The sequence below is a fragment of the Haloarcula sp. 1CSR25-25 genome (assembly GCF_032027985.1).
GTDB lineage: Archaea > Halobacteriota > Halobacteria > Halobacteriales > Haloarculaceae > Haloarcula.
The window spans coordinates 39,872-65,318 of the sequence record NZ_JAHYBW010000001.1; the positions used below are offsets into that span (position 1 = coordinate 39,872).

Consider the following 25,447-nt stretch of genomic DNA (forward strand, 5'->3'; position numbering starts at 1 on the left):
CTAACGACTCCACTCAGTCGTGGCGGGCGTTCTCCTGCCGTTGCCGGTCAGTAGCACTATATCCGCTGGTGTGCCCCTCCTGTCGGACGTTGCTTATTTGTTCTGAGGTAGACTCATATGCTGCTTGTGTTCCCTCCCCACTATGAGCCATATTTAACGAGCGGTCAGCATCCATCCCCATGTTTTCGGCTGTCAGCGCAGCATCCTGATTGGCCCCGATGAACAGGAATTCCCACCCTTGCTCCTCACGCCGCATTTGTACCTGTTCCTGCACTCGTTTGTGATTGGTTTCAGACGCATTCTCTTTCCCATCGGTCAATGTGACGATGATCACGTTGTCCGGTTGTTCGGATTGGTCTGTGGCCGCGATTCGCTCGGCGGTCTCAGTGACTGCAGTGTAGAGTGCGTCATGGAGGGCCGTCTTCCCAACTGGAGTATATGTCTCACTGGTCAGTCGTGGCGCATCTGCGATCGGAGACTCAGCATACACCAACTCAACATTCGTATTAAAATCATAGAGTGTGACTGTGGCGGTTCCCACTTCACCTCGTTGATCTTTCAGGAAGGAATTGAAACCACCTTTAGTGTCTTCTTTAATCTTAGACATCGATCCGGATGAGTCAAGGACAAACGTAATGTGAGTCTTCATACCTCAGTGATTGGGATTACAGGGTATCATAAATACCAGAAAAACTGAGATAGAGTTCCTGCAAATAAAAGATCAAACGGGAGTACAATATCGGTAGACTCTGTATGCGAGTGTGAATTTAATATATTGTTGAACGTTTTGTTGATTGATGTTTATAGTATCAAAAACTTTAATCAGCCAGCTTATTGCTTTACTGACTATTTCTCATTTATTAAGGGCCATACAATCCAAATCAGTGTAGCAATGATCAAAAGCCTGTGCCAGTGTTGTAGGGAAACACCATTAGACCATATACAAATAGGCCAGTTTACTGATTTTATTTCACGTATTGGATTTAAATCGGGACAAGCCGGTGTGCATCATTTAGAGCGAAAAGTTCTATCTCAAAAAGAACCGGCTATGTTTGCACTGATGAAACACGGCTCATTTCATGGTAATATCACGGATTCGAAATCAGAGTGCGATAATTTGGTTTTTTCCAGATCAGTTTTAGAACCCGGCAGCTACTCCAATCTACTGGGTGATGCTCCAATCGCTACAAGTCAGAATAGGCCGCCAGCACCCCATGTAGATCCCGGGGTGATCGAATGACTGTGGATACGCCAACACAGGAAGCCATCCATGGGTTCGAGATCTTTCGACATGAAACCCGGATCCAAATCGTCGAGGCACTATCGTCGGCCGATGTCCCGCTTGCCTGTACGGCACTCGCCAGCGAACTCCCGGACGAACCGAGTGCCTCCACACAGTCTGCTAGCAGTCAGGAGCAAGCCCTGCACCACCTGCACTTGCCGATCCTCGAGAAGACGGGTGTCATCACCTACGATGCCGAGACTCTGCAGATTACAGCTTTCAATCAAGACCGACTGGCAACACTCATCGATGCAACACAGGGCCTGCTCCAGTCACTCGAAGCAAGAGAAGGGTATGACCGATAGGTAGTCCAGGGCAACTCTGTTGAAACTCTCTGCAACGGATGGAAGTCGCGTGATGTCCATCGCAAGCCAAGACCTTGGCTTACGTCGCCGGTTAATACTCAGTACTTCACAAAGCCGGTTAGTTAGAACGCCTGCTTGCTGAAGGTGTGCCTACGACCCAGCAAGCAGGCAGTGAAATCTACGAGGACCAGCTTCTTAATTTCCTCGTCAACATCCTTGACGAGGAAATTGATCTCAGTCTCTGCGATAATGCTGAAATCGAAGCTGAGGATATCTACGAGGTCCTCGTCGGCTCTTGCGCCAACGGGACCTCGATATCTGAGCTCTGCGCGACCAGCGAAAATTCTCCTCACCAAAACACGATTCTTACCACCTCCGCAAGAAGTTCGACCTAACGTCGGTTGAACAAGTTGGGACCGCGCTCCTACAAAAGGACGTTCTAGAGGTTCTCCCTGAGCAGGTAGAGGTCATCGCAGACCTCCACGTGCGGCCCTACTACGTTGACGAAGACGAAACAGCAGGCATCTACCACTCAGAGGCAAAGCGTGGAATCACCGCGTTCCACGCCTATGCGACACTCTACGCGCGTGTGAAGAATAAGCGAGACACGCTGGCGGTGCGCCGTCTCGTCGAGAACACTCAACAGAATACAAATAAAGACGACTCGCTACCCCACCCCACTACTCCCGACCACTGGGGGCAACACCAAGCCACACCGCGATATATCGATACGCAAAGACAATAATAAGGATAATCACCAATTCGAGCCAGAACGCAATCTCACCCACAACTGCTTGAGTGACTTCGAGGATGAAAAACACCAGAAGCAACATGGCAAGATAGTATAGCGCGAGTTCCAGCAGTTGATTTTTGTCCATGCATCCTATACGACGAGACCCCTCTCAAACCCTTTCCTCTACGATCAGGGCGTCGTGCAACTCGTCACGAAGTAGTAATCTCTGGAACCATGCAATCAGTTCACGGCTGACGATCCACCACGGCCGAGGTAGCCACTACGTACATAGCGTTGCGTATTACGATACAACTGCCACAACGTGGCGTTGTGTATGCGACCAAGTACCATAGATGTCACCGATAAAACTGGACGGGAAGTAACGACGGCTGTCGAGAGCTGGCAAACGCCCAGTGGCGACGAGCTCGTCGAACACCTCGCGGGAGTTGATACGAATGGAAACCTCCTCAATTTCTGGTGGTCGCCATCGACAGACTGGCAGGTGACGGACGTGTCTGAAAAGACCGGTCGCCAATTCGCTCAGGTAAAGCCAGTAGCTTGGCAGACGGACAACGGGAACAAAAACGTGGAGCATCTTGCCCTGCCCGATGACGAGGGGAATCTCATTGTCTGTTGGTGGCAATCAGGCGGCGAATGGCGTTCGTTCGATATCTCCTCTCACACGCAGGTCCCTGTCGACGGGGCGACAAGCATCGAGTCAGTCCTCAACTGGGAATCAGGTGAACTCTCTGAATACCTCTACGCGGCAAACCGATACGGCGAACTGGTTGAGTTTCGGTTTCGTCCATCAACAGGTTGGCACGCGAGCCTCGTCAGACGGGAGGACGGCGACTCGATACAAATAAAACCTGTTACGATTGCAGCCTACAAGACCAATTCGCCCAGTACGTCAATCCACATCGCAGCGGTTTCTTCGACAGGGGAACTGATCGAGTGTGTGCGACCAGAAGGTGGCCGATGGAGTACAGGACGAATATCCGACCAATACGAGCGCTTCCTGATCGGTCCGACGGTGACCTACAACGGCGGTAACATTGAGCACGTCGCGGCCGTTACTCGCGCGCACCAGTTGGTCGTCTACTGGCGCAGTTTCCAAGACCAACCCGGCGGCTGGAAACGCGCCAATCCAAGCGAAGAGACGAATCAACCGGTCGACGCTGTCGCGTCGTCGTACTCTATGACTGCGACGGAGGCCGGCAGCGACCGCTCGATCGACTGCCTCACAGCCGTTGGTGGAGGGAACGCCTACCGATTTTGGTGGAATAACAAGCACTGGTGGCAGGTTCTCGACATCACCCAGGCGACGAATGTGTCTGCCGATGCGCCAGCCGAGGGATGGACAACACCGAATGGACCACAACACGTCGAACACGTGGCTGCTGTCTCGGACGACAGTCTGGTCGTCTGTTGGAACCTGAGCCCGAGCAGACGAACGGTCGAGAGGCTCGGAGACGGCCGCGAAGGGATCGATTTCGATCGCCGCCGGCGAAGAGATGCGTTCCTGATTGGCTGGTCATATCGTGACCAATCCGCACCGCTGTTGACCACCATTGAAGATGCCGCGTTCGGCAATCAAAGTGGAGGGAGCGCAACGGACTACTTCCGGACAGTGAGTAAGGGGGCATTCACCGTGGGTCACGCGGGGACGAGAGGCTGGATTCAGTCTGATTTCGATCGCTCCTGGTACGCCGATTCCGACGCGTCCGGTGAAGAGAGCCAGAAGTGGAACGAGAACCATCACCGGAAGTACATGGAGGCGATTACGACGGCCGGGCGCTATGCGGTAGACTACGCCGTCTATGATAACAATCATGATCGCCACCTCTCTCCCGACGAACTCGGTGTCATCATTGCTGTCGGCGAAGGAGGGGGTGGCTTCGTTCGAACGGCGGCCCGGCAGGAGTCGCCATGGGAGCCGCTTGTCGTCGACGGCGTCCAGTTCGGCCAGATCGCTGAGTGGTACGCTGGCGACCCCCCTAACGTCCCAATCTTGGTTCACGAGCTCTTCCACCTGTTCTACGACTTGCCAGACCTCTACGATACGGACACGCCCTTTAGAGTCGAAGGGTTCGATGTTATGGCACAACGGGGTGGTGGTCCGATGGGCACTCGCCACTCGCACCCATGTGGCGTGTTCAAATTGATGCTTGGGTGGGCTCGCCCGACTGTTCCGCTACGAAGCGGCAGTTACGAGTTGCCTGCAGTGGCTGATTCGGGGAACGTGATCGTGCTTCCCCGCGAAGGGCGCGAGACCACGGAATTCTTCCTTCTCGAAAACCGCCAGCGACGTCCCTATGATGATCTACCTGATGAGGGGCTTGCTGTCTTTCACTATGTCGAGGGCGACGATGCTACCGAGCCACCTCATGACGTTCGGGAAAGTCACTGGAACGATCTCGACGATTGGAGACAGCGCTTGCGTATGATCAAACCAGTGATTACCAAGCAGATGGATCAGTCGTTGTGGGATGGGTCGGATACTGCGACCGGGTATGATCTGTTGTCGAACCGGCCCAGTGATACGAAAGCGGCACTGACCTGGGCCGACGGCACTCCAAGTGGTTTCGCCATTCGCGACATCTCACCATCTGACTCAGTCATGACGATGAATATCGACGTGCCTTAGAATGGCAGACGGTCAGTGGACATCTTAGCCACGGAGTCTATGACGCTCGACCCCATATGAAGCCGTATCATGTCCAGTTCGCGCGGTCTGACGATCCTCCTTTTCGCAGTTGTCCTTCTCCTGGCCGGCTGTAGCGGGTCTGCACCCGCAGATGTCTCCACACCGGACCCAACACCGACGGCAACGGCAGCCGAGACCACGACCGCAGCGAACGGCACAGTCGAGGTCCACTATATCAACGTCGGCCAGTCAGTGAGCACGCTCGTCGTCGGGCCAACCGGTGAGACGATGTTGATCGACACAGGCCACTTTACCGACGACGGCGAGTACGTGCTGCAGTATCTCCAGCGACACGATATCGACCGGATCGACCACCTTGTTGTCTCGCATAACGACGCTGACCACATCGGTGGGAACGCGGCGATCATCGAGTACTACGAGACAGAAGCGGATGGTATCGGCATAATCTATGACCCGGGAATCGCTGCGAGTACGAAAACATATGAGCGCTACCTCGACGCTGTCGAAGAACACGACGTGACGCTGTACGAAACCCGAGAAGGCGATTCGATACAGTTCGAAGGGGTCGACACGCAGGTACTCGGGCCACCGGAGCCGTACCTCGAGAACGACGCTCGCAACGAGAACAGTATCGTTCTCAAGCTTACCCACGGTGAGACAAGTTTCCTCCTGACTGGTGATGCCGAAGACGACCAGGAGGGGTATCTCGTCGACGAATACGGCAACCAGCTGCAGGCGACGGTGATGAAAGCTGGTCACCACGGCTCGTCGAGTTCGACCAGCGGCGACCTGCTCGATGCAGTCCAGCCAAAGGCAGTCATCATCTCCAGTGCCTACGATTCTCAGTATGGCCACCCCACAGAGGAGGTTCTGCAACGCCTGCATGACCGGTCGATGCCCACATACTGGACAGCAACCCATGGCGATATCGTCCTCGTCAGCGATGGGGCAGGCGTCTCGGTTCGCACGCAGCAGGCTGCGCCGACGGATCCGCTTGCGATCCGTGACGGCAAGCCCGTCGAACCAGGGACCACTGGCGATGTCGTTGAGCGAGACCGGCTTGGCGCCAGCCCAGTCACCACACAGACAGAGGCTGTCGCGACTGACGGAGGGATGACGGGTACTGCCGACTCGCTCCAGATTGCAGCCATCAACGCTGACGCCGAGGGCGACGATCGTGAGAACCTCAACGACGAGTACGTCGTGTTCGAGAATACCGGCGACGAGCCACTGGACCTCTCGGGGTGGACAGTCGAAGACGATGTCGGAAAGACATACACGTTCCCAGATGGCTACACGCTGGGTGCCGGTGAGACAGTGACACTGCACACTGGTAGTGGGACCGATAGCGACACTGATCTCTACTGGGATTCGGGATCGCCGATCTGGAACAACGGCGGCGACACAGTCACCGTGCGAAACAGTGACGGAGATGTCGTCCGTCAGAGGACATACGAATGACAGAACTCGATGAAGTGGCTGACGGCGAGTACACTGCCGTTGTCGATTCAATCGAAGACGGGCTCGCGACTGTCTTCTTCGAACAGGACGGGACAGAGGTCGGCCACGCGATAATCGACGCAACCGAACTACCCGAGGATGCGCAACACGCTGATGCAATCCTGTCGGTCACTGTTGAGGCTGGAGCGATAGTCGCGGCAGATTACAGGCCAGAAACGACGGCGACGCGGAAGGACGCTGCACAGAGTCGGTTTGACCGGCTGTCGAGTCGGCCACCATCAGACGAGGATTCGTAGGGCGAGCAACGCCCACCAGCCGCAATCAGGCTGGTGTCTGGGAGAGCGATATACAAGGGGCCGGCTGTTCTGACCGATGACTGCTCACATGATAAAAAAGGGATAGCGAACGTATGAGCGAGACCATTCCGGTGACGGTCATTAGCGGGGACGAAACGACGACTATCGAGGTTGAACGGGGTACCAACCTCCGAGACGCGCTACTTCAGCGAGGATACCCGGTATACGGAACCGTCTCGCAGTACGCCAACTGTGGCGGCCGCGGTCTCTGTTCGACCTGTACTGTCGAAGTCGATCCTGCCCCGGAACCAACACACTGGCATGATGCGGCAGCGGTTCGGTTCGGCTACCCACGACTCTCCTGTTGTATCGAGGTAGAGCACCCGCTGACAGTACGCCTGCTCGAGAAGCACATCTGGGGGCAGGTCCTCCCGCGGCAGATGTCTCCAGAGTAGCTCGCCGGACCCTCGACCGAAGCCGGGCTGCTGTCGCTCAGTGCTGTGTCCTGCAGTACCGCTCCCGCGAGTTTATTTGCCCCTGAAGGGTGCGGGGCACAGACACAGTGCCTCGCGGGTTTCGAGATGGCTTCGAACACATCCTCGCGAGTGCAATTTACGTCCAGTGACACTCGCAGCGACGAGATGCATCGTACGATCGAACAGTGGGCAGAAGAGCTGGTCAAGGACGTTGCGAAGGCGAAAACAAGCGAGGAGTTCCAAACGTGGCTTGACGTCCAGAGTCGCTTCCACGACTACTCGTATCGGAACACGCTCCTGATCGCGCGACAGTGTCCAGAAGCGACGAAGGTCGCTGGCTACCGGACATGGCAAGAGGAGTTCGACAGACAGGTACAGGACGGCGAACAGGCCATCTGGATCTGGGCTCCAATCATCGCCAGACAGTGTCCGGGCTGTGGGAACTCGCCGAACTACCACGAGAACACTGACTGTGAGTACGACGAGACGCCGCCCGAGGAGTGGTCGGAGGGACCTGTCGCGTTCAAGCCCGTTCCCGTGTTCGACATCTCTCAAACAGAAGGCAGGCCTCTTCCAGAACTGGACACGGAGGCGCGTGGGAATGCCACCGACCTGTTTCCAGCAGTCACTGGAGCTGCGGACACGCTGGGGGTGAAAGTGGCAGTCGTTGATCCTGCGGAGTGGGACCACGGCCCCGCAGAAGGCATCTGTCAACCGGTCGACGATGAAGACGAGTACGACACTGCCATCGAGATCAGAGCTCGGGAAAGCACTGCCGCGATGGCTGCAGTCCTGATCCACGAGTACGCACACGCACTGCTTCACAACGGCGTCACCGACAACCCGGAACGGGAGAAACGGGAAGTTGAAGCCGAGGCGGTCGCCTACGTCGTTGGTCGTCACTTCGGCCTGGACATGAGCGGGTCAGCGCTGTATCTCGCTTCGTGGCAGTCCGACAAACCTGAGACTGTTCTGGACCGTCTTGACCGAATTAGTCGAACCGCCACCGAGGTACTCGAAGCGGTTAAAGAGTACCAACGCAGGTGACCACTGTTTCATCAAAAAGAGCGCATCACTGGTATCGAATCCAAACTTCGATTCGACTGTATCATCCCGCATTGTCATTACATTGAGTGACGTACTATTACATATCGTTACAATGCCCGTAGATTTCGAGAGGTACCATCCGAGTGATCTGCCGGATGAGGACACCAACGGACGGCAGATCCTCGAGTTTCTCGCAGGCCACCCCGAACTCGGGTTCCGGGCGAGTGAGCTTGCTGAGGAACTGGATATCCCCCGTGGAAGTGTCGGAACGACGCTTCGCAGACTCGAACAGCGCGGGCTCGTCCGACACAAAGGCACGTACTGGGCTATCAACGTCGAGGCATACGATGCCCACACGGCCAGTGAGATCGGACTGCAAACTGTTGCGGACCAGTTCAACGGAGACTACTACGGCCAGAACCCGAATTGGGATTCGGACCTTCCTTATTTCGACGCCGAGCAAGCCGACGAGTGATGTACTGACGAGGCACTGTCGTCGCATCGGATCCGTTTGGGAACACCCCACACCGACCGTATCTCGTCGTGAGTGATGAGTCCCATCCGTTTGCTGGCGAGCAGTACATCGCCCTAGGAATCTCGACGAAAGAGTACGCTGAGTCGATACCGCTTGCAGATTCATTCGTCGAGGAAGGACTCGACCGAGAGTCGTTCATTCCACCGTGGGCAGTCGTCTCGCTCAGAAGCAGCAATATCGAACAAGCGGTTGCTCGGATTGCAGAAAGTGTGACCGAAACGGCGGTACGTCGAATGGCAGCCGTTGCTGGCTACCGAGACAGGTAACAGCCACCGCAGAGTTTTTTTCACCCCCTGAAGGGTGCGGGGCCAGCCAGAATTGGCCTCGTACTCACAGATGGCTTCGAGAGATATCTACGAACATGGCTTCGACGAATCGAGCGGTCGAACGATTGCGGCAGATACCTGTCCGGAGTGCGGTGGTCGCCTCGATACGGACGGTGGTGAAATCGCCTGTCGCGACTGTGGCATCGTCATTGAGCGTTGTCGCTTGGACCGTCGTGGCCCGCGGCTAGTCTCCGGGGACGACACCTCGAAAGCACGAACCGGAGCCCCGCTCACGAACACGAGACACGACCGAGGACTCTCGACGGAGATCGGCTACAAGCGGGACGGCAACGGGAACACCCTCTCGGGGAAGAAACAACGCCAACTCAATCGCCTCCGTCGGGAACACACCAGAGCACGGTGGCGCTCGAAAGCCGAACGGAATCTCGCCACTGGGCTCAGTGAGATCGCACGGATCGCTTCGGATCTGGAGTTAGCAGACTCACTTCGTGAACAGGCCAGTTCCCTGTTCCGGACGGCCCAAAACAACGGTCTGCTCATAGGGCGGTCGATCGAATCAATCGCGGCTGCGAGCGTGTATGCGATCTGCCGACTGAACGAAACGACACGAACCCTGGCGGAGGTAGCAACCGTTACACCTGTTGACGTGGAATGCGTCGAGAACGGCTATCGAACGCTCAACACGGAACTCGAACTTCCCGTGCCACCGCAATCCCCGATCGCATTCATTCCGTCGATTGCCGACGAGTTCGAACTGCCTGCCCAGGTGGAACGGCGAGCACGGGCGTTCGCCGGCCGTGCTCACGACGACGGAGTGAGCAGCGGGACCCATCCCGCAGGCTTTGCGGCTGCCTGTCTCGCGGTTGCCGCATCGTCTATGGCAGACCCACCAACGCAACTGGCACTCGCTGACGCTGCAGACGTGTCGGCGGCGACAGTGCGCAATCACCGCAAGCGGGTTACGGCGTTTCTCGCGGCGGACGAATGATCGGTGACTGGCTTCGGAGGGTGTTCAAGCGCGATAAGATAGTGTATCGGGAGTGCCGGCGGTGTGGAAGAACTATGTTGAACGACACCGAGATTGATGCCTGTCCCCAGTGTGGCCATACCGGTATTGCTGTCTACAAACTTCCGTGAGCAGTCAGTACAGCGGGACAGTGTGTCGGAATAACTGGTTTCTTTCCCAGTTTCTGTCACGAGAAAATTGCAAGACTTAGAGGATGTCTTTCAGTCACCGGCAGATTCGCTGAGTTCAACTAGACGGGTCACGGTAACACTCGCCTCGCCAGGGGCGGTCGTCTGTTCAGTGTAATCTTAGAATACTGATTTGTTCGAGAACCAGTGATACGGTCAGTGAACTGCCTCGGGGTCAAGCCCCGAGGCACTCGGCCTGTTCCGCCTGTAGACCAAGTGTTGACAGCACGACTACCTCCATATCTCACGTAGGTGATTTCCTTGTTCAAGTTCTCTATGGTGTTTTTGTGCGCCCTGAGGCGTGCGGGCGCACTGCGGTGCGCCGCGGAATCGAGTATGCATCCACTCGAAGCACTCACGTTTTCGTCACGAGTCGCAAAGCGCGCACAGTACGAACGGTTCGATATCACGCCGGTCGAATCCGGGTTTCGGGTTCGCAATGAGAGCCATGCGAATCCGGCCGAACATGAGTATCTGATTGCGATGGACGGGTCGGTCCCGTCAGCGTGTACCTGTCCAGCCGACGAGCGGTTCGACAGCGCGTGTAAACACCGGGTCGCGATCGCTATTCGCCGACCGGATCGCGACCTAGCACAGAGCCAGTCCACAGACACGCCCCACATCCGTAGTGATGGTGGCCCCGCGGTGGACTCGGGCACTGAGCAAGCAGGCGTAGCGGGCGAACTACACCAACACACAAGTAAAGACGATCCCGACGACTGTGAGGACTGTCTTCCAGACGTACCCTGCTGGGAGTGCTACCGGCTGGGTCGGCGAACATTTGCCGACTACTAGTATGTACTTCTCGTGTAAATTCAATGATTAAATTTATAATTGATGACTATTTTACTATAGATTGGTTGCTGAGGAGAGGGGTTCCCTGGGGGGATCCACTGCTTCAGTGACGACTATCGAGACATGATGGGGGTCAGGTCAAACGCCGACGATTCGGCGAACGCGCGGAGTCGCATCGCACTGGTGAAACAGTACGGCCTGCAGGCATCCGTTGGGGTGGTTGCGCTGGCGCTGTTGTTCGTCGAGCCGGCCGCTGCACAGGATATCGGTGAGGAGTTCTGCCAGACGGAGATGGCGGTGACGATCAAGAACATCTTCACGCTGATCCAGTTCGGCGGCCCGCTCGTTGGCGGGACGCTCGCACTCGGTGCCGCAGTCGCGACACCGATGGTGCGACAGGCCGACATGAAGATGGAGCTCAAACAGATCCGAACACAGGGATTGGTGTGGGGAGTCATCGTCGCCCCGCTGGCGACGACGATCATCCAGTTCCTGCTGTCCTCGGTCGTCTCGGGTGGGACCAGTTGCAGTTTCTAAGCAGATGGCTCGAACCACGCTGTTCGGACTCGTCTGCCTCTGGGCCATCCTCGGAACGGCCCTTCCGGTCGCGGGGCATCCACCAGGGGAACCGGACCACGGCGTGACCGACTCGTCGTTCTGGGACCTCTGGAGTGGCGATGAGGAGCGACAGGTCGTGGATGCTGAAAACGCGACCGCACGAGAGGCGCTCAGAACCGCGAGCGACGTCCCACTCGACGCACCACCGAAAACTGCCGAGACGTGGAACCGACGCGATATCGAGGAGATGCCACGGACGACCCGGTCGACAGCGATCCATCCGACTGCGGCGACTCGGACCGATGGCAGGTATCTCAAGGACGTGGGGGTCGCGATTGCCGGAGTCACACCGTCAACGAAGGTCAGGTTGTCGGAGCGACACCAACCCCTGTACATCGCACCGAACGGGACGGTTCTCGGAACAGTCGACTATCGAGTGGCCGTCCCGGGCGAGACGGACACGCCGACGCGTCGCACGGAGTGGAGCGTGAGCAGTCACGACATGGAATCTGTGACGCTCCTGCTGGATGGCGACCCGGTCGCGAACGCGACGACGGACAATGTCGTCCGTCTAGACTACCGGAACCAATCTCGGAACGTCACCGGGAACCAGTCACTGACGCTTCGAGCGACGGTCACGGTTGCACTGGCTGAAACGATCTACAGAGAGAAAACCGTCTGCGAGCCCATCGATGGCAACAGAACCTGTCGGGAGTACTGGACACGACGTGTCGAGACGCACAACGAGACGGTCACAGTGACACAAACGAGGCAGGTGAGCGTGTACGAGCCAACGCTCTCGGGCTATCGGACAACGTACCCGAACGGGGATCTGGGTGTCGTGGTCTTCCGGAGCCAGCCATGGTACGGGCTCGAGTTCCCAGCGGGGGACATCCGTGGCATCTGGCGGTTCTACGTCGCGCGCGACCAGCAGTGGGATACACTCGTCAGAACCGACGAGGAGACGACGACAACACGCCACTCGCCGGTGCATCCGGTTCAGGTGTACGCCTATCCCGTTCGAACTGGGACGACACAGGACAGCTATCGGGAGATGACAATCCTCGATTCGTACGGCCGCGAGTTCCAAGCACCCGATCTTGGTTCGGCGATCGCGCTGGATAGTGTATCCGGACCCTACGTCGGGAGCTTCGGGATCGCCGCCAGAGCGCCGGCCGAGGAGAACGACCAGTCCCTTCGAGCCACGGGGCTCGTTCGGGGGGCAGGGACGCGGCTAACATCGGATTCGACGGCGACCATCACAGTCAATCGCAGCGAAATCGATCTCACCATCCAGAACAGGACCGCGAATACCGTCACCGTCGGGGTGACACTCAGAGACGCAAACACAGGCGCACCAATCGAAACAGCGTCACGTGACGGATACATACAAGTGGACGGTCAGCGAGTCAACACAACCGCCAACGGGACTGTCCAGGCGACGATCCCGCGGGAGGGTGACGCCGTTACCGCGGAATACATACCAGGCGACTGGTGGCGGAGTCCCCCTGGATACGTCGGCGATTCGTCGTCTGTCCACGTAGCGGGGACGGTCCTGCGATACGTCCACTTGCTGTTCACACTCGGAGTCAAGGTCGGGACGCTCCTGCTGGCCGGGTTCCTCATCGACCGCATCACCGGCTGGGGGGTCTGGCCACCGTGGAGGGATCTGTAATGGAGCAGGTCCAGTCAGCACGGACGGTGGATGGCAGGTCGGCGGATCGGACGAGGTCGACAACCACTGCGAATTCACGGAGGAGATGATGCAGACGCTGGGTGACATTCTCGTCGATTCACTGGAACGGTTTCTCGAGAAGCTGGCCAACTCAGTCTTCGGCTTCGTCGGGGACAACGTCGAGGCACTGGTTGATCTCATCGTGACGACACCGCGCCCGGATGCAGTGTTCAGCGCGCCGGCGAACGGGGCCTGGCCGTCACTGTACACGTACTACTGGGAGACGATGGTCCCACTGTCGCTCCTGCTGTGGGGGCTCTCGCTGGGCGTGGTTATATTCCTGGAATCGACGAGCCACCTGTTCAGCGGCTATCACCGGACGAAGCTGAAAAAGCGGGCGTTTGCCGGCCTGCTGGGCATCCTGTCGTGGTGGTGGCTGGCCGCGATCTCGTTGCGGTTCGTCGACGGCCTGGTCGAGTTTCTCGTGCCGTCGCTGGACAGTATCGGACTGTTCGAGACGGTGTCGTTCGGTGCGATGGGGGTTGCGGGGCTGACGCTTGCTGCGTCACTCGACATAGCGATCTTCCTCGTGCTCGCGCTCATCTACCTCGTCCGGCAGCTGGTGCTGTACCTCTACGTGCTGTTGGTGCCGCTGTTGATCGTCTTCTGGGTGCCCGGCGTCGGCCCGTTCGCCCCGGTGGCGCGATTGATGTCGCGGCTCGCGGGGTTTTACGTCCCGTTCCTGTTCATGACCGTGCCGGTGGCGGTGCTGTTTCGCCTCGGCGAGTTGCTCGGAGAGTCAGTCACGCTGTCGATCGGCGGATTCGGACAGTGGCTCCTGGCCATCGGGACACCACTGATTGCAGCCCTCGTCCCGTTCGTGCTGTTCTGGCAGGCCGGTGCGCTGTTCTTCATGGCCGACCGGGCGGCACAGCACGGGTCACGCCGTCGTGTACGCGACCGGAAAGCGACGGTGGAGAACGCGGGAGAACAGGGTGCACTGGGCGTGACGAACCTACGTCGTGGACTCACAGGCCAGTCTGCGATCAGAGCCAGTGGCCAGGAAGTGCTGGGGTCAGGGTCGTCCAAGGCACACGCTGTCGGGCGGAGGGCCTCACAGACGAAGCGAACACTTCGCTCCCGGCTCGACACGTCGACGACTGAGAGCTCAGCAGACGGCGAGCGTGGCGATCGCGTTCCATCTGGTGAATCGAGAGACAGTGCCGACCGAGACGATGCTGACCCGTTGGGCGACCAGCCCGAGATTGAATCGACCGATTCGGAACCATCGGACGACCGCGAGTCTGACGACGAATCGAACGAGTCCGAGGAAACGGACGCTGACTCGGACGACGACGATCCACCACGGTACATCTACTGACAATGGCTGAAAGAACTCCTGCAAAACGAATCCCGAAGTCGCTCGGCACGGAAACGAAACTCTTGGGTTCGTACACGCTCGGAGACATCGGCGTGGCGCTGTTGCCAGCGGTTGCTGTCGTCTTACTCACACAGCTGGTCGTCCCGTCGTCGACACGGGTAGCCGGGTACACGATACAGACGCTCTTGCTCCCAGTCGCCGCTGTTGCAGCGTGCCTTGGGGCGGTGTTCGTGTACGTAACGCCAGCGTATACGTCGAGTCTCGACTGGCTGGTGACGATGGTTCGCTTTCACACGACTGCGACTGAGGAACCGCATTCGGAGGCGCTGGAACACCACCAGCTTGCGCGTGTGTATCCAACCCATGACGCGATCGAGCGGCGGGACGGCGCAGTCATCGGTCTCGTTCGGGTGTCGCCGCCGTCGATGGCACTGGCAACAGACGAGGAATGGGGAGCGATGGCGGATGGCTTTCAGGACTTCCTGAACACGACCGTGACGTTCCCGATACAGATCTACTCGACGACCCAGCCGTTCCCCGTCGAGACGTATCTCGACCACTATCGTGACCGACTGGACGATCCCGACGTGAAGGCGAACCCGCAGCTGCGGACGCTTATCGAGCGCTATATCGACTGGTACGAGCGGGATCTGGCCGCCCGCCAGATGACGATCCGCGATCACTACGTGGTCGTCACAGTCACGCCGGAAGAGGTCCAGTTTGAGCGAGAGAGCGTGCTGGCGAAGGTCAGCGATGTGCCACTACTCGGTGTGTTCGTTCGGGCGGTCACTGCGCCACCGCTTGCGGTCCAGCGCCGAGAATTGTTCAAAGAACTCGACGAGCGGCTCTCACGCGTTCAGTCCGGACTCCGTGACCTCGATGGGTGTGAGGCCAGGATCGTCGATGCAAGTGACGCAACACAGCTCATCGGCGAGTTCTGGGCCGGCCAGACGCTGGAGTATGGGGACTTCGAGCGGACGCTTCGGACACGCCCACTCGTGGGGGACCAGCCATGACCTGGCAATGGCTGCCGTTCGTCGGTACCACCGAGACGGACACAGCAGCAGAGTCGGCGGCTGATGACGGATCTTCAGTGGAGGTTGTCGAGATGGAGAGTGACCAATCGCTGGACACACCGGAAGCGATCCACAAGTCGCTAGTCGCCCCGTCGGAACTCGAACGGACACCGACGGCGCTCCGAACTGGTGAACGCTGGGCGCGCACGCACTGGGTCGGGCAGTTCCCGGATGCACCGCAAGATGGACTCTTCGAGAAGCTGTACTCGACAGCCGACACACGGACGACGGATATCTCGCTGCACATCACACCCAGAGATACGGAGGCGACGCTTGACTCCCTGGAGAATCAGATCGAGGATCTGGAAGCAGAGATGGAGTACCTCTCGGAGAAACGCCGGGCCGGGGCACGTGGCGTCAGCAAGGACCTGCAGGACTATCAGGAACTATACGACGTGCTGCGGAACACGTCGATGGAAGCGTTCGACGTCTCGATGTATCTCACCGAGCACGGCGAGACACGCGAGGATGTGACGAGTGACGCGGTTGCGAACGCGGCCAGGCGGGCGCCGGCGAATTTGACACCGGTAACACCGCGGTGGGCGCAACTGGACGGACTGGTTTCGGCGAGCCCGGTCGGCATGGACAAAATGAATCTCGAACAGGACACACAGACGCCGATGCTGGGCGGCGCGCTGGGAGCGATGTTCCCCTTCGTAGCGGGTGCCCTGGCCGAACACGGCATTGAATACGGGACGTACGCGCTCAACGAGAGTCCACTGTTACTTGACCGCTTTGCCAGGGAGACTGGCTACTGTGCAATGGTAATCGGAAAGCTCGGTGCGGGAAAATCGTTCTCGACGAAACTGCAACTTCTCCGGCGTGCGATGCACGACCAAGATACGGTGTTGGTAATGCTTGACCCGCTCGAAGGGTTCGCCTCACTCAACGAGGCACTGGGTGGTGAGCGCGTGACCGTTGGCGGGTCGCGTTCATTCAATCCGCTGGAAATTCAATCCACACCGACGTCCGTGTTGGATACGATTCCGGATCTCGATCCATGGGCTGAGCAGATCGCGTGGGTGCTCACGTTCTTCGAGACGTTCTTCGAACACGTTGCGGGGAATCCGCTGGGTGATCGGAAACAGACGCTTCGTCGCTGTGTACAGGAGACCTATGAGCAACAGGGCATTACCCGAGATCCAGCGACGCATGATCGACCATCGCCGACCGTTCGGGATGTGATCGCCGTCCTCGAACAACTGCTGGAAGACCCGGATGCGTTCGGCTACGTCACATCTGGTGAACAGGAGAACGTCCAGACGGACGCAGAATCACTGTTGATCGACCTGCGTCCGTCGTTCCGGGATGGCGGCGATCTCGCTAACCTTGCGGAACCCACTGAATTCGATATCACATCCGATGTCGTCTATCTCGATCTGCACCAGGAGGAAGGGACACGTGGGCGGTCCGAAACGAGTCTGATGATGCAGGTGTTGTTCAACGCGGTGTATGAACGGGCCAAACAGACCGACAAACGAGTGGTGTTTGCTATCGACGAAGCGCATTACCTGATGAACGACGCGACATCGCTGGATTTCCTCGAAACAGCTGTCCGTCACAGTCGTCACTACGATATCTCCCTGCAGTTCATCACGCAGACAGGTGGGGAGTTCGCGCTGACACCCGAGGCCCGGACGATCGCCAACCTCTGTTCGATGACGGTGATTCACCGTGTTGACGAAGCGTCTGACGAACTAGCTGACTGGTTCGGCCTCAGCGACCGCGAAATCGACTGGGTCCGCTCGGCCAAAGCCGGTAACGATGCTGACGGCTATTCCGAGGCGCTGGTCGGCGTTGACGAGGAAGGCTGGTTCCCGATACGTGTTCGGGCCAGCGAGTACGAGGCAGACCTGCTTGGCTAAGTATAATTACGAAATCATCTCAAAATCTTTAGTTTGTTTGCTGCCAGAGATGTTTATGACCTCAAGACGTCGACTAGAAGTGCTTCGGGCAATTGGCTGTGCGATGGAAATAGGCAGCGCGGGCTGCGCCGGCGGCACCCAGAAGAGTTCTCCCGAAGATACCCAAACCACATCAACGGGAGCAAGTGAGACTCAGACGACCGCGTCTCAGAATGCGACTCTAAAGTGGCCTGTTTACGTCCTCAGTAGAGTATATGTTTCAGCGATCATGCTGGATACCGCGCTTATCTCACAGATTCGCTGCATCTCCCTGTCACTGAGTTCGAAATCAAAACCGCCGGGATTCGCTGCCACGTGTTTCGGCGTGACAGCTCCGGAAATCACAACAACAGTTTCTCGCTGTATCAGCCATCTGACCGATACGTGTGCATCTGACTTGCCACACCGGTCATAGAGCGTGTATGCAGTAGTCCACGGTTCCCGGAACGTGGACCCGGTTGTGAGGCGACCAACTCCGCTTACGTCTCCAAGAACTCAAGAAGGAGGTCATTCACGCGGTCCGGCACCTCATGTTGGACCCAGTGGGTAGCGTCTTCGATCAGTTCGAGTCGGCCGTTTGAACAGTACTGCATACTGTCTCGGGCCATCCCGGTACTGAGATACGGGTCCTGTGTCCCCCAGATGAGCATCGTAGGTGGGTCCACAGTTTGGGATGGTGGATCCGCAGGGTCGCCACGAAAGAGCGCTCGATACCAGTTGAGCATCCCCGTGAACGCTCCCGGCCGTTCCCAGGCCTGCTTGTACCGGTTGACAGTCGCTTCGTTGAACGTATCCACGCGGTTCGACGTGTCCAGTAACCATCGCAGGCCACGCCAGTCAGCCGTACGATACGCCCACTCCGACAGCGTCGGGATCTGGAAAGAGAACATGTACCAGCTTTTCAGTAATTGCCTGGGCTTTCCAGTGAGGTACTCCTCGAATACTGCCCTGTGTGGGACGTTAATCGGGACGGCTCGCTCGACGCGGCTGGGATGGCGTTGGAGCGTCTCCCAGACCACAGCAGCGCCCCAGTCGTGTCCGATAAGCGGCGCTCGCTCGTAGCCGAGCGCATCGAGGATTCCGACCGCGTCAGCAGCCAGGATGTCGACCGTATACGCATCTATCTCGGTCGGCTTGTCGCTCCGGTTGTACCCGCGTTGGTCGGGAACGATGACCCGGTAGCCGGCATCACTCAGCGCCGGAATCTGGGACCGCCACCCATACCAGAACTCGGGAAAGCCATGCAGGAGAAGCACAGGCGGGCCGTCTTCGGGACCAGCGGAAACAGTGTGTAAGGTCACCCCGTTTGTCTCAACCGATTCGTGTTCGACGGCCGGTTGTAGTTCAGCGTGCATTCCGGTTCATCTCCGTTGCGTTCTGTTTACTATAATCACTGTTACCAAACAGTTCCCAGTGCTGGCTTAGATGTCCGGCTTGAGTACCCGCCACATCACGCCCGGACGAAGTAATGTGGAAGGCGATTTCTCCATCATGATGACGCGGAAGAAGCGCTCGGCCAGGTCCCGGTCAGTATGGGCTTTTCTGGTGAGTCGGGACAGATACCAGCCCATGAGGGTGGTGCCACGAGGCTTCGGGCCGGTCGTCTCAGGGAACTGGAAGTCGCCTCCGACAGCCATCATCCACGCGGTCTCGACAATCGGTTCGACGTCCGCGAAGAACTCGAGCCCGATTTCATCGAGACCGTTTTCGGCGAGTGTGTGATGCAACACGAGCGCGTGAAGCGCTGCGACCGACATTCCCTGGCCGTATATCGGATTGTAACTCGCAATCGCATCACCAACGACGAGCAACCCGTCGGGGAAACGATCGAGCGCTTCGTAGTAGCGCCGACGATTCGACGGGAATGGATAGTAGTGGATGTCCTCCGAGAGAATCTCGTAGGCATCCAGAATCTCTTCGACTTCGGTGATCTGCAGCGTCGACGCGAAGTCGCGGAAGTCGTCAGCGTTCCGTGGCGGGTCATCGCCGTGGACGCCGTGTAGGACTACCTGTCGTTGACCGTTTTCGATCGGTATTGTGCCACCGCCTCGAGTATAGGGTGGGGACGCTGGTGCCCAGAACGCCCGCTGGTCGTCAGCATCGCGGGCAACAATCGTAGTACTGTATGCCAGGTCGACATTGACTTCCGCAACCTCGGGCGACTCGTACCCCTGGCTCTCAAGCCATTTCGGCGTCCGACTCGTCCGACCGGTTGCATCGACCGTCAGATCGGCCGATATTGACGTTCTGGTGCCATCAGAACCCTGGATCTCTACGCCGGTCACGGTCGTTCCGGGCTCGTCTGTCCGGTAGTCTACGACGCGAGTGCCGTCGCGTAGTTGCACCTCATCGAATTCTGAGACTCGCTTTCGGATCACGGACTCCAGCAGCGGGCGACTGCCAGCGTATCCCGGCATCCGAGCATGGGCGTCAGCGAGGTATCCGTCTTCGTCGTAGAAATTGAAGTCCGAGGCCAGATCGATTATCAACCCGCCTTCGGAGACTAAGTCGTCGCCGTACCCCGGAAACAGGTCTTCGATTATGGCCCGTCCCGCTTCCTGTAGCACGTGAGGCTGCTGCGCATGAGGGGCTCCATTGCGCGTTCTCGGTTCGTCAGGTAACGTATCGCGTTCGACCACTGTCACTTGCTCGAACCCGTCCGAAAGGATCCGAGCCGCTAGCAGGCCTGCGATACTCGCACCGACGACTACCGCGTGGTCTCTGACCGGGTCAACACGTTGGGAGTCGTATGCTGGGACGCTTTCTAACGTCATTGGCTGATTACGGGTGTCCTGTTGAGCAGTTCATGAACTGCGGATACGCGAAACACCCGCTGGGGTTCGGTCGTGATTTTTCCGGACTGGTGACAGGCACCACTGACCGGTTCGTAGTTCTTTTGGGGTGGTTCCCCGTGACGTTCGGGATACGCGGGCATGTGTGGTATCTCCTCCGCTGTCGCCCGTCGTACCCTCGCGGAGACTGACGCGTCGCAACGTCGTGCGACAGACACAGGAAATGTTAGTAGTGCTGTCAATAAGTGTTAGGTATATGAAATTATAGTAGCAGGGCTGATGAGATTACGGACCGACATCGGCGAGCGAACGGGATTTCGACACGGTGGGGTAGAGAGCGCGGCGAGCCGGCACTTACTCTTCGACTTCGACGACGTTCATCGCTTCATCGATGATCAAGCGTAGTCGATCGCCGTCGTACCTGATCGTGACACGGATACGGAGTGGGTCAGCCGAAACGAGTTCCTGCTCGTGGTCAGACATGGCTTTCAGTGTGCGAACGATTGTCGCAAAGTCGTTCGTATCGTACCCGATATCGAGCCCGTGGTCCGCATAGAACGCCACGACACGGGGATGTAAAACGAGATTTTCCCCCGGTGGTCCGTGTCCGGCGTTCTTGCAGACAGTACAGACCCAGCGTGCCTGAAACTCGTATCGCCGTCCACAGTTCGAACAGAGTCCGTCCGGAACGTGATCCTCACAGACGTGGATCGACCCTTCGACCGGGCCGGAGCAGTCGGGACAGAGGCCCCCCATCTGCATGGTGAACTTCTGCATCGCGCGAAACACCGACGCGGCGAATATCTCTTCGGCGGTGGGCCGTGAGAGGCCGGCCGGGTCGAACGCAAATCCCATGATCGTTCCCGGAGGCTTTTTATCGCCGGTAGCGAATCTCCCGTCACACCCCGTACAGACAGTGTATAACTGCTCGTTCTGGTAGGTAATCGCGAGCGGTTCACCACATATCAGGCAGTCCACGTCGATCTCCGTCGTTGCGAGCGTGGTGTCCGTGAGACCTGTGCCGGCGATGACGGCCCGGACGAGTTTCTGGCCGGCCCGCTTGAGGCGATATCCGTCTGCGGTCGACTCGACGAAATGCCCTTCTAGCTTTTCGAGGTGATAGCTGAAGTTCCCGGAGGTTTCGTACTCAACCTGCTTACGTAGCTCCGAGAACGACAGCGCGTTGTCATCAGCGAACGGATCGTATGCTTCCCACAGAGCCAGCAGGATGGCCAGACGAGTCTCGTCGCTCAGGTGTTTGAACGCATCGACCGCTTGCGGCCCAGCGGCTCCAGCGGCCGCCTCGAGAGGTGACTCAGTTGCGTTCGTGTATTCCATGTGCTATGATAGCACACACCGAGGCAAAAAGTTGCGTGCCTGACTGCGTGCACTGCCTGTTACGTGCCCAATTCAGTGTTTTCGGGATGTCGCCCTCAACGACCGTCATCTCGTCCGGCAAGTGACTCGCGTTCGAACTCGCAAGTCAACGGTCGAGGAACCGTTCAGAAAGCCATCAGGTGGTCGTACTCCGAGCGGTCTGGAACGGACGAAACTGGAGTGAATAGCTTGAGTGGACAGAAAGTAGTCTCGCTGTGCTGGCGAGCAGCACGCTAAGCACATAGCGACACGATTCACTGCGATATCTCGACGAGTGGTAACCGGGTCATGACTGGCCGGATGCGAAGTCGTGACGGACAAAGCTACCGTCGAAGGGTGCTGCCCGGAGCGGTGCTGCGGACAGTCCCGATGGGCCGGTGGAGAGCGGCCGCACACGCTGGAAGTGACGGGAAGTGCGGCGTGCATCGGGCTGGTCGTGACCCGCAACAGCGGGTGCCATTCGGCACACGGTGTCGACTCGACGACTGTCGTCGAGTCAGTACGGAGGGAGCGATCAGATAATGACAGAACAACAGACCGTTTGCGTCGTCCGGAACCGTCCGGTAGCGACGCTGTCGACACGGGAGAACCGAGACACCGACCACCCGGTAGCAAGCGAGCATACCGATGGACACTGAGAAGTTCAACCCGAACGGCGACGTGCAGCAACTCAAAGAGGTCCGCATCGATATCCCAGGGATCGGTCCACAGCGGAAGACGGCCGAGATTATCGACGGGATGGCCGTCGTGGAAGGGGATATCGTGCTCGGCCCCGCCGAGGAGTTCACTGACGTCGAGGCCGCCGACTCACCGGACGGCGCTGTGGATTCGATCGGATTGACCGACGACAGCGCACTCTGGCCCGACGCGACCATTCCCTACGAAATCGAGTCCGGCTTTCCGCGCGAGTCCCGCATCCACGACGCCATCGACCACTGGGAAGCGAACACGCCGGTGACGTTCGTCCCGCGGTCGGGACACAGCGACTACGTGCGGTTCTTCGATGGGAGCGGGTGCTGGTCCTACGTCGGTCGGCAGGGCGGGCAACAGGAGATCAGTATCGACACCGGCTGTGGAACGGGGGCTGTGATCCACGAGATAGCCCACGCGGCCGGCATCTGGCACGAACAGAGCCGGTCGGACCGCGACGTCTACGTGACGATAAACTGGGAGAACATCCGCGAAAGCCAGAAGCACAACTTCAAGAAACACACCGATTCGAACGACATCGGGCGGTACGACTACGGTTCGATCATGCACTACGGCCCGTATGCGTTTTCCAACGGTGGGGGAAAGACCATCGAGGCGCCGGAACCCATCGGGAACCGGAGCGGGCTCAGTGAGGGTGATATCGACGCAATCTTCCGACTGTACGGCCCCAGCGACGCCGGCGCTGCGGACGGCGTGACGGACGACTGGGAGACCATCAGTTTCGATTCAGACGTGGACCCGGAGCCGGTCGTCCTCGCGGACGTGCAGACCTACAACGGCGGGAACACTGTCGGAGTTCGGATGCGAAACCGCGGCGACGGCACTGCCGAGGTGTTCCTCGAGGAAGAGCAGTCCGGCGATTCCGAGACTCGACACACCGAGGAAGCAGTCGGCTTCTTCGCCACGGACGAAGGGACTATCGTCGACGAGCGCGCGACGCCCATCGGCGAAGCGGGCGTCGTCACCACTGACCAATCTAGCGCCACCCAGTGGCACACAGTCGCCCTCGACGGGACCTACTCGGACCCGGTCGTGTTCATGCAACTCATGTCCTACAACGGTGAGCATCCGGCCCACATGCGCGTTCGGGACGTGAGTCCGGGGTCGTTCAAGTTCCAGATAGAGGAATGGCGGTATCTGAACGACGTGCACACGACGGAGGACGTCGGGTACGTCGTCCTGGAATCGGGGACCCACCGACTGCGGAACGGGCTCGAACTGACCGTCGGCTCGGTCGAGACGGACCACGACTGGGCGACCGAATCACCGGGGCTACTGAGTAATCCGGTCGTGCTCAGCCAGTGTCAGACGGTCAACGGGTCCCAACCCGTCGTGACCCGACACCGAGATGTCGGCAAGCGGGAGTTCGACGTGCGGTTACAGGAGGAGGAAGCCGGCAACCGACACAGGACAGAGACCATCGGATATATGGGAATCAGCCGGCCGGAGACGTTCGAATACGGCATCGCGCTGGACGATGTCACGGACGAGTGGCGGCAGCTGGATTACGAGGGCGACTTCCAGTCGACGCCGGCGACAGTTGCGTCGATAACGACGTTCAACGGCGGGAATACGGCCAGCGTTCGCATGAAAGACCCCGGGCCGCGGAAAGCGAGCTTCCGTGTCGAGGAAGCACAGTCCGCGGACGACGAAACGGCACACATCGAAGAGCAGGTAGCCTACATCGCGACGCCTGAGGGGCCGGTCTACTATGCGGCCGGGAAGCAACTCGGGGAGGCCGGCGTGGTGACTCGTGACCAGGCGGGCGCTTCGCAGTGGCATACGATTCCCCTGGAGGAGGACTACGCGCACCGAGACCCGGTCGTTCTGACGCAGTTGCTGTCGGAAAGCGGGGGCCACCCCGCACACACGCGAGTGCGCAACGTGGGCGCTACCGCCTTCGAGTTCCAGATCGAGGAGTGGGAGTATCTGAACGAGCGCCACGTCGACGAGCAGATCGGCTACGTCGTGCTTCCCAGCGGGTTGTACCCGCTCCCGGACGGCGGGCTGCTCGAAGTCGGGACGACACAGACGAACCACTCCTGGACCAGCGTCGCACTGGATTCGCAGCTGCAGGACGGGGAGGGTAACGTCGCCGTGGTCAGCCGGTGTCAGTCGTACAACGGCCCCCAGGCCGTCGTGACCCGGCATCGAAACGTCTCCCCCTCGGGGTTCGACGTGCGGCTACAGGAGGAAGAGGCCAACGGGCGCCACAGAACCGAGACCATCGGCTACGCCGCCGCAATCCACGACGCGTAGATAGGCGCAAAACGGGTCACTGACGCCGCTGAGATGCACTGTCCCGTCCGGTCGGGCAGCAAGCGGCCTCGGCCGGCTTCCAGCAGTCGGTGTCTACCGCTGAGTTCGCGTCGATGGCGATCGACTGCCGTCACTGATTTCGTATGAACGACCAAGGCCGACCCACAACGACATCGCGGATACGTGTGAACCGAAGAACAGTCCTCGCAATCTCGGGCAGTCTCGCCGGCTGTGCAGGCATACAAGAACACAATACTACGACGACACACATGACGACAACACCGCTCGTGACCGGGACAATCGCGTTCAGACCGACCCGGCCGGACCTCACGGACACGACCGTCTTCGTCAGGCTAGAGGACAGCAGCCGTGCGGACGCGCCAGCGACGGTCGTTGCGGAGACGGTGATACGGGACCCCGCTGACCGCGCCACTGCTGAGGGGGTTCCGTTTACGCTCCACGGAGACCAGGACGATATCGAACCACAGCGACGGTATTCGGTCGCCGCCCACGTCGACACGGATGGAGACGCTGACGTGAGTCGTGGAGATTACGTTAGCACCGACACCAATCCGGTATCGACGCAGGATTTCCCCGCTGACCTGACGATACCTGTCGAACGGGTGGAGTAAGCG

22 protein-coding genes and 2 pseudogenes are annotated in these 25,447 nt (G+C 58.7%); 18 read left to right on the forward strand and 6 right to left on the reverse strand.

Annotated elements, in window-relative coordinates:
* Nucleotides 1-13: 13 nt before the first annotated feature.
* A complete protein-coding gene (locus KZ498_RS00115) occupies nt 14-607 on the reverse strand; it encodes a VWA domain-containing protein (protein ID WP_312615789.1) in 594 nt (197 codons plus the stop codon).
* Between the two features lie 629 nt (nt 608-1,236).
* On the opposite strand from KZ498_RS00115, the gene KZ498_RS00120 reads away from it, so the two are divergent.
* Both KZ498_RS00120 and KZ498_RS00125 read left to right on the forward strand, forming a co-directional pair.
* Nucleotides 1,237-1,587, forward strand: coding sequence for a hypothetical protein (locus KZ498_RS00120; RefSeq protein WP_312615790.1), 351 nt, complete (start codon nt 1,237-1,239; stop codon nt 1,585-1,587).
* 146 nt (nt 1,588-1,733) lie between these two features.
* Nucleotides 1,734-2,215 (forward strand): annotated as a pseudogene (locus KZ498_RS00125) (ISH3 family transposase); the annotation flags it as partial.
* 52 nt (nt 2,216-2,267) lie between these two features.
* Here the strand turns inward: KZ498_RS00125 and KZ498_RS00130 are convergent.
* A complete protein-coding gene (locus KZ498_RS00130; RefSeq protein WP_312615792.1) occupies nt 2,268-2,465 on the reverse strand; it encodes a hypothetical protein in 198 nt (65 codons plus the stop codon).
* Between the two features lie 189 nt (nt 2,466-2,654).
* On the opposite strand from KZ498_RS00130, the gene KZ498_RS00135 reads away from it, so the two are divergent.
* The 14 genes from KZ498_RS00135 to KZ498_RS00200 all read left to right on the forward strand — a co-directional run bounded on the left by KZ498_RS00135 (nt 2,655) and on the right by KZ498_RS00200 (nt 17,634).
* Nucleotides 2,655-4,967 (forward strand): hypothetical protein, encoded by a 2,313-nt coding sequence (locus KZ498_RS00135; RefSeq protein ID WP_312615794.1) that lies wholly within the window; start codon nt 2,655-2,657, stop codon nt 4,965-4,967.
* Between the two features lie 69 nt (nt 4,968-5,036).
* Complete coding sequence (locus KZ498_RS00140) at nt 5,037-6,449, forward strand: lamin tail domain-containing protein (protein WP_312615796.1); 1,413 nt, start codon at nt 5,037-5,039, stop codon at nt 6,447-6,449.
* Entirely contained in the window at nt 6,446-6,745 is a 300-nt protein-coding gene (locus KZ498_RS00145; RefSeq protein WP_312615798.1) for a DUF3006 domain-containing protein, read from the forward strand. Before KZ498_RS00140 ends, KZ498_RS00145 begins: the two co-directional genes overlap by 4 nt.
* A 113-nt stretch (nt 6,746-6,858) precedes the next feature.
* Nucleotides 6,859-7,200 carry a 2Fe-2S iron-sulfur cluster-binding protein gene (locus tag KZ498_RS00150; protein ID WP_312615799.1) on the forward strand — a complete coding sequence of 114 codons (342 nt, stop codon included), beginning with the start codon at nt 6,859-6,861 and terminating at the stop codon, nt 7,198-7,200.
* Between the two features lie 126 nt (nt 7,201-7,326).
* Nucleotides 7,327-8,268, forward strand: a complete 942-nt coding sequence (locus KZ498_RS00155) for an ArdC-like ssDNA-binding domain-containing protein (RefSeq protein WP_312615800.1) — start codon at nt 7,327-7,329, stop codon at nt 8,266-8,268.
* Nucleotides 8,269-8,380: 112 nt separating this feature from the next.
* A complete protein-coding gene (locus KZ498_RS00160; RefSeq protein ID WP_312615802.1) occupies nt 8,381-8,743 on the forward strand; it encodes a helix-turn-helix domain-containing protein in 363 nt (120 codons plus the stop codon).
* Nucleotides 8,744-8,811: 68 nt separating this feature from the next.
* Entirely contained in the window at nt 8,812-9,069 is a 258-nt protein-coding gene (locus KZ498_RS00165; RefSeq protein ID WP_312615804.1) for a hypothetical protein, read from the forward strand.
* Between the two features lie 70 nt (nt 9,070-9,139).
* Entirely contained in the window at nt 9,140-10,078 is a 939-nt protein-coding gene (locus tag KZ498_RS00170) for a transcription initiation factor IIB family protein (protein WP_312615805.1), read from the forward strand.
* A 542-nt stretch (nt 10,079-10,620) separates the two neighbouring features.
* On the forward strand, nt 10,621-11,079 hold the full coding sequence (locus KZ498_RS00175; RefSeq protein ID WP_312615807.1) for an SWIM zinc finger family protein: 459 nt from the start codon (nt 10,621-10,623) through the stop codon (nt 11,077-11,079).
* Between the two features lie 126 nt (nt 11,080-11,205).
* Nucleotides 11,206-11,616, forward strand: a complete 411-nt coding sequence (locus KZ498_RS00180) for a hypothetical protein (RefSeq protein WP_312615808.1) — start codon at nt 11,206-11,208, stop codon at nt 11,614-11,616.
* A gap of 4 nt (nt 11,617-11,620) precedes the next feature.
* Nucleotides 11,621-13,312, forward strand: a complete 1,692-nt coding sequence (locus KZ498_RS00185) for a hypothetical protein (protein WP_312615809.1) — start codon at nt 11,621-11,623, stop codon at nt 13,310-13,312.
* Between the two features lie 88 nt (nt 13,313-13,400).
* Nucleotides 13,401-14,693 carry a hypothetical protein gene (locus KZ498_RS00190; protein WP_312615810.1) on the forward strand — a complete coding sequence of 431 codons (1,293 nt, stop codon included), beginning with the start codon at nt 13,401-13,403 and terminating at the stop codon, nt 14,691-14,693.
* Between the two features lie 2 nt (nt 14,694-14,695).
* Nucleotides 14,696-15,709 carry a hypothetical protein gene (locus tag KZ498_RS00195; protein WP_312615811.1) on the forward strand — a complete coding sequence of 338 codons (1,014 nt, stop codon included), beginning with the start codon at nt 14,696-14,698 and terminating at the stop codon, nt 15,707-15,709.
* Nucleotides 15,706-17,634 (forward strand): transfer complex protein, encoded by a 1,929-nt coding sequence (locus tag KZ498_RS00200; RefSeq protein ID WP_312615812.1) that lies wholly within the window; start codon nt 15,706-15,708, stop codon nt 17,632-17,634. The genes KZ498_RS00195 and KZ498_RS00200 overlap by 4 nt, the downstream gene beginning before the upstream one ends.
* A gap of 234 nt (nt 17,635-17,868) precedes the next feature.
* On the opposite strand, the pseudogene KZ498_RS24665 reads toward KZ498_RS00200, so the two are convergent.
* The 4 genes and pseudogenes from KZ498_RS24665 to KZ498_RS00215 all read right to left on the reverse strand — a co-directional run.
* Nucleotides 17,869-18,075: pseudogene (locus tag KZ498_RS24665) on the reverse strand (aldo/keto reductase); the annotation flags it as partial.
* A 77-nt stretch (nt 18,076-18,152) separates the two neighbouring features.
* Nucleotides 18,153-19,028, reverse strand: a complete 876-nt coding sequence (locus KZ498_RS00205) for an alpha/beta hydrolase (RefSeq protein WP_312615814.1) — start codon at nt 19,026-19,028, stop codon at nt 18,153-18,155.
* Nucleotides 19,029-19,094: 66 nt separating this feature from the next.
* Nucleotides 19,095-20,447 (reverse strand): FAD-dependent monooxygenase, encoded by a 1,353-nt coding sequence (locus KZ498_RS00210; protein WP_312615816.1) that lies wholly within the window; start codon nt 20,445-20,447, stop codon nt 19,095-19,097.
* Between the two features lie 372 nt (nt 20,448-20,819).
* Nucleotides 20,820-21,803, reverse strand: coding sequence for a helix-turn-helix domain-containing protein (locus tag KZ498_RS00215; protein WP_312615818.1), 984 nt, complete (start codon nt 21,801-21,803; stop codon nt 20,820-20,822).
* A 666-nt stretch (nt 21,804-22,469) separates the two neighbouring features.
* Between KZ498_RS00215 and KZ498_RS00220 the strand changes: the two genes are divergently transcribed.
* Complete coding sequence (locus tag KZ498_RS00220; protein WP_312615820.1) at nt 22,470-24,812, forward strand: M12 family metallopeptidase; 2,343 nt, start codon at nt 22,470-22,472, stop codon at nt 24,810-24,812.
* Nucleotides 24,813-25,081: 269 nt separating this feature from the next.
* Nucleotides 25,082-25,444, forward strand: coding sequence for a YbaY family lipoprotein (locus KZ498_RS00225; protein WP_312615822.1), 363 nt, complete (start codon nt 25,082-25,084; stop codon nt 25,442-25,444).
* Nucleotides 25,445-25,447: the final 3 nt, after the last annotated feature.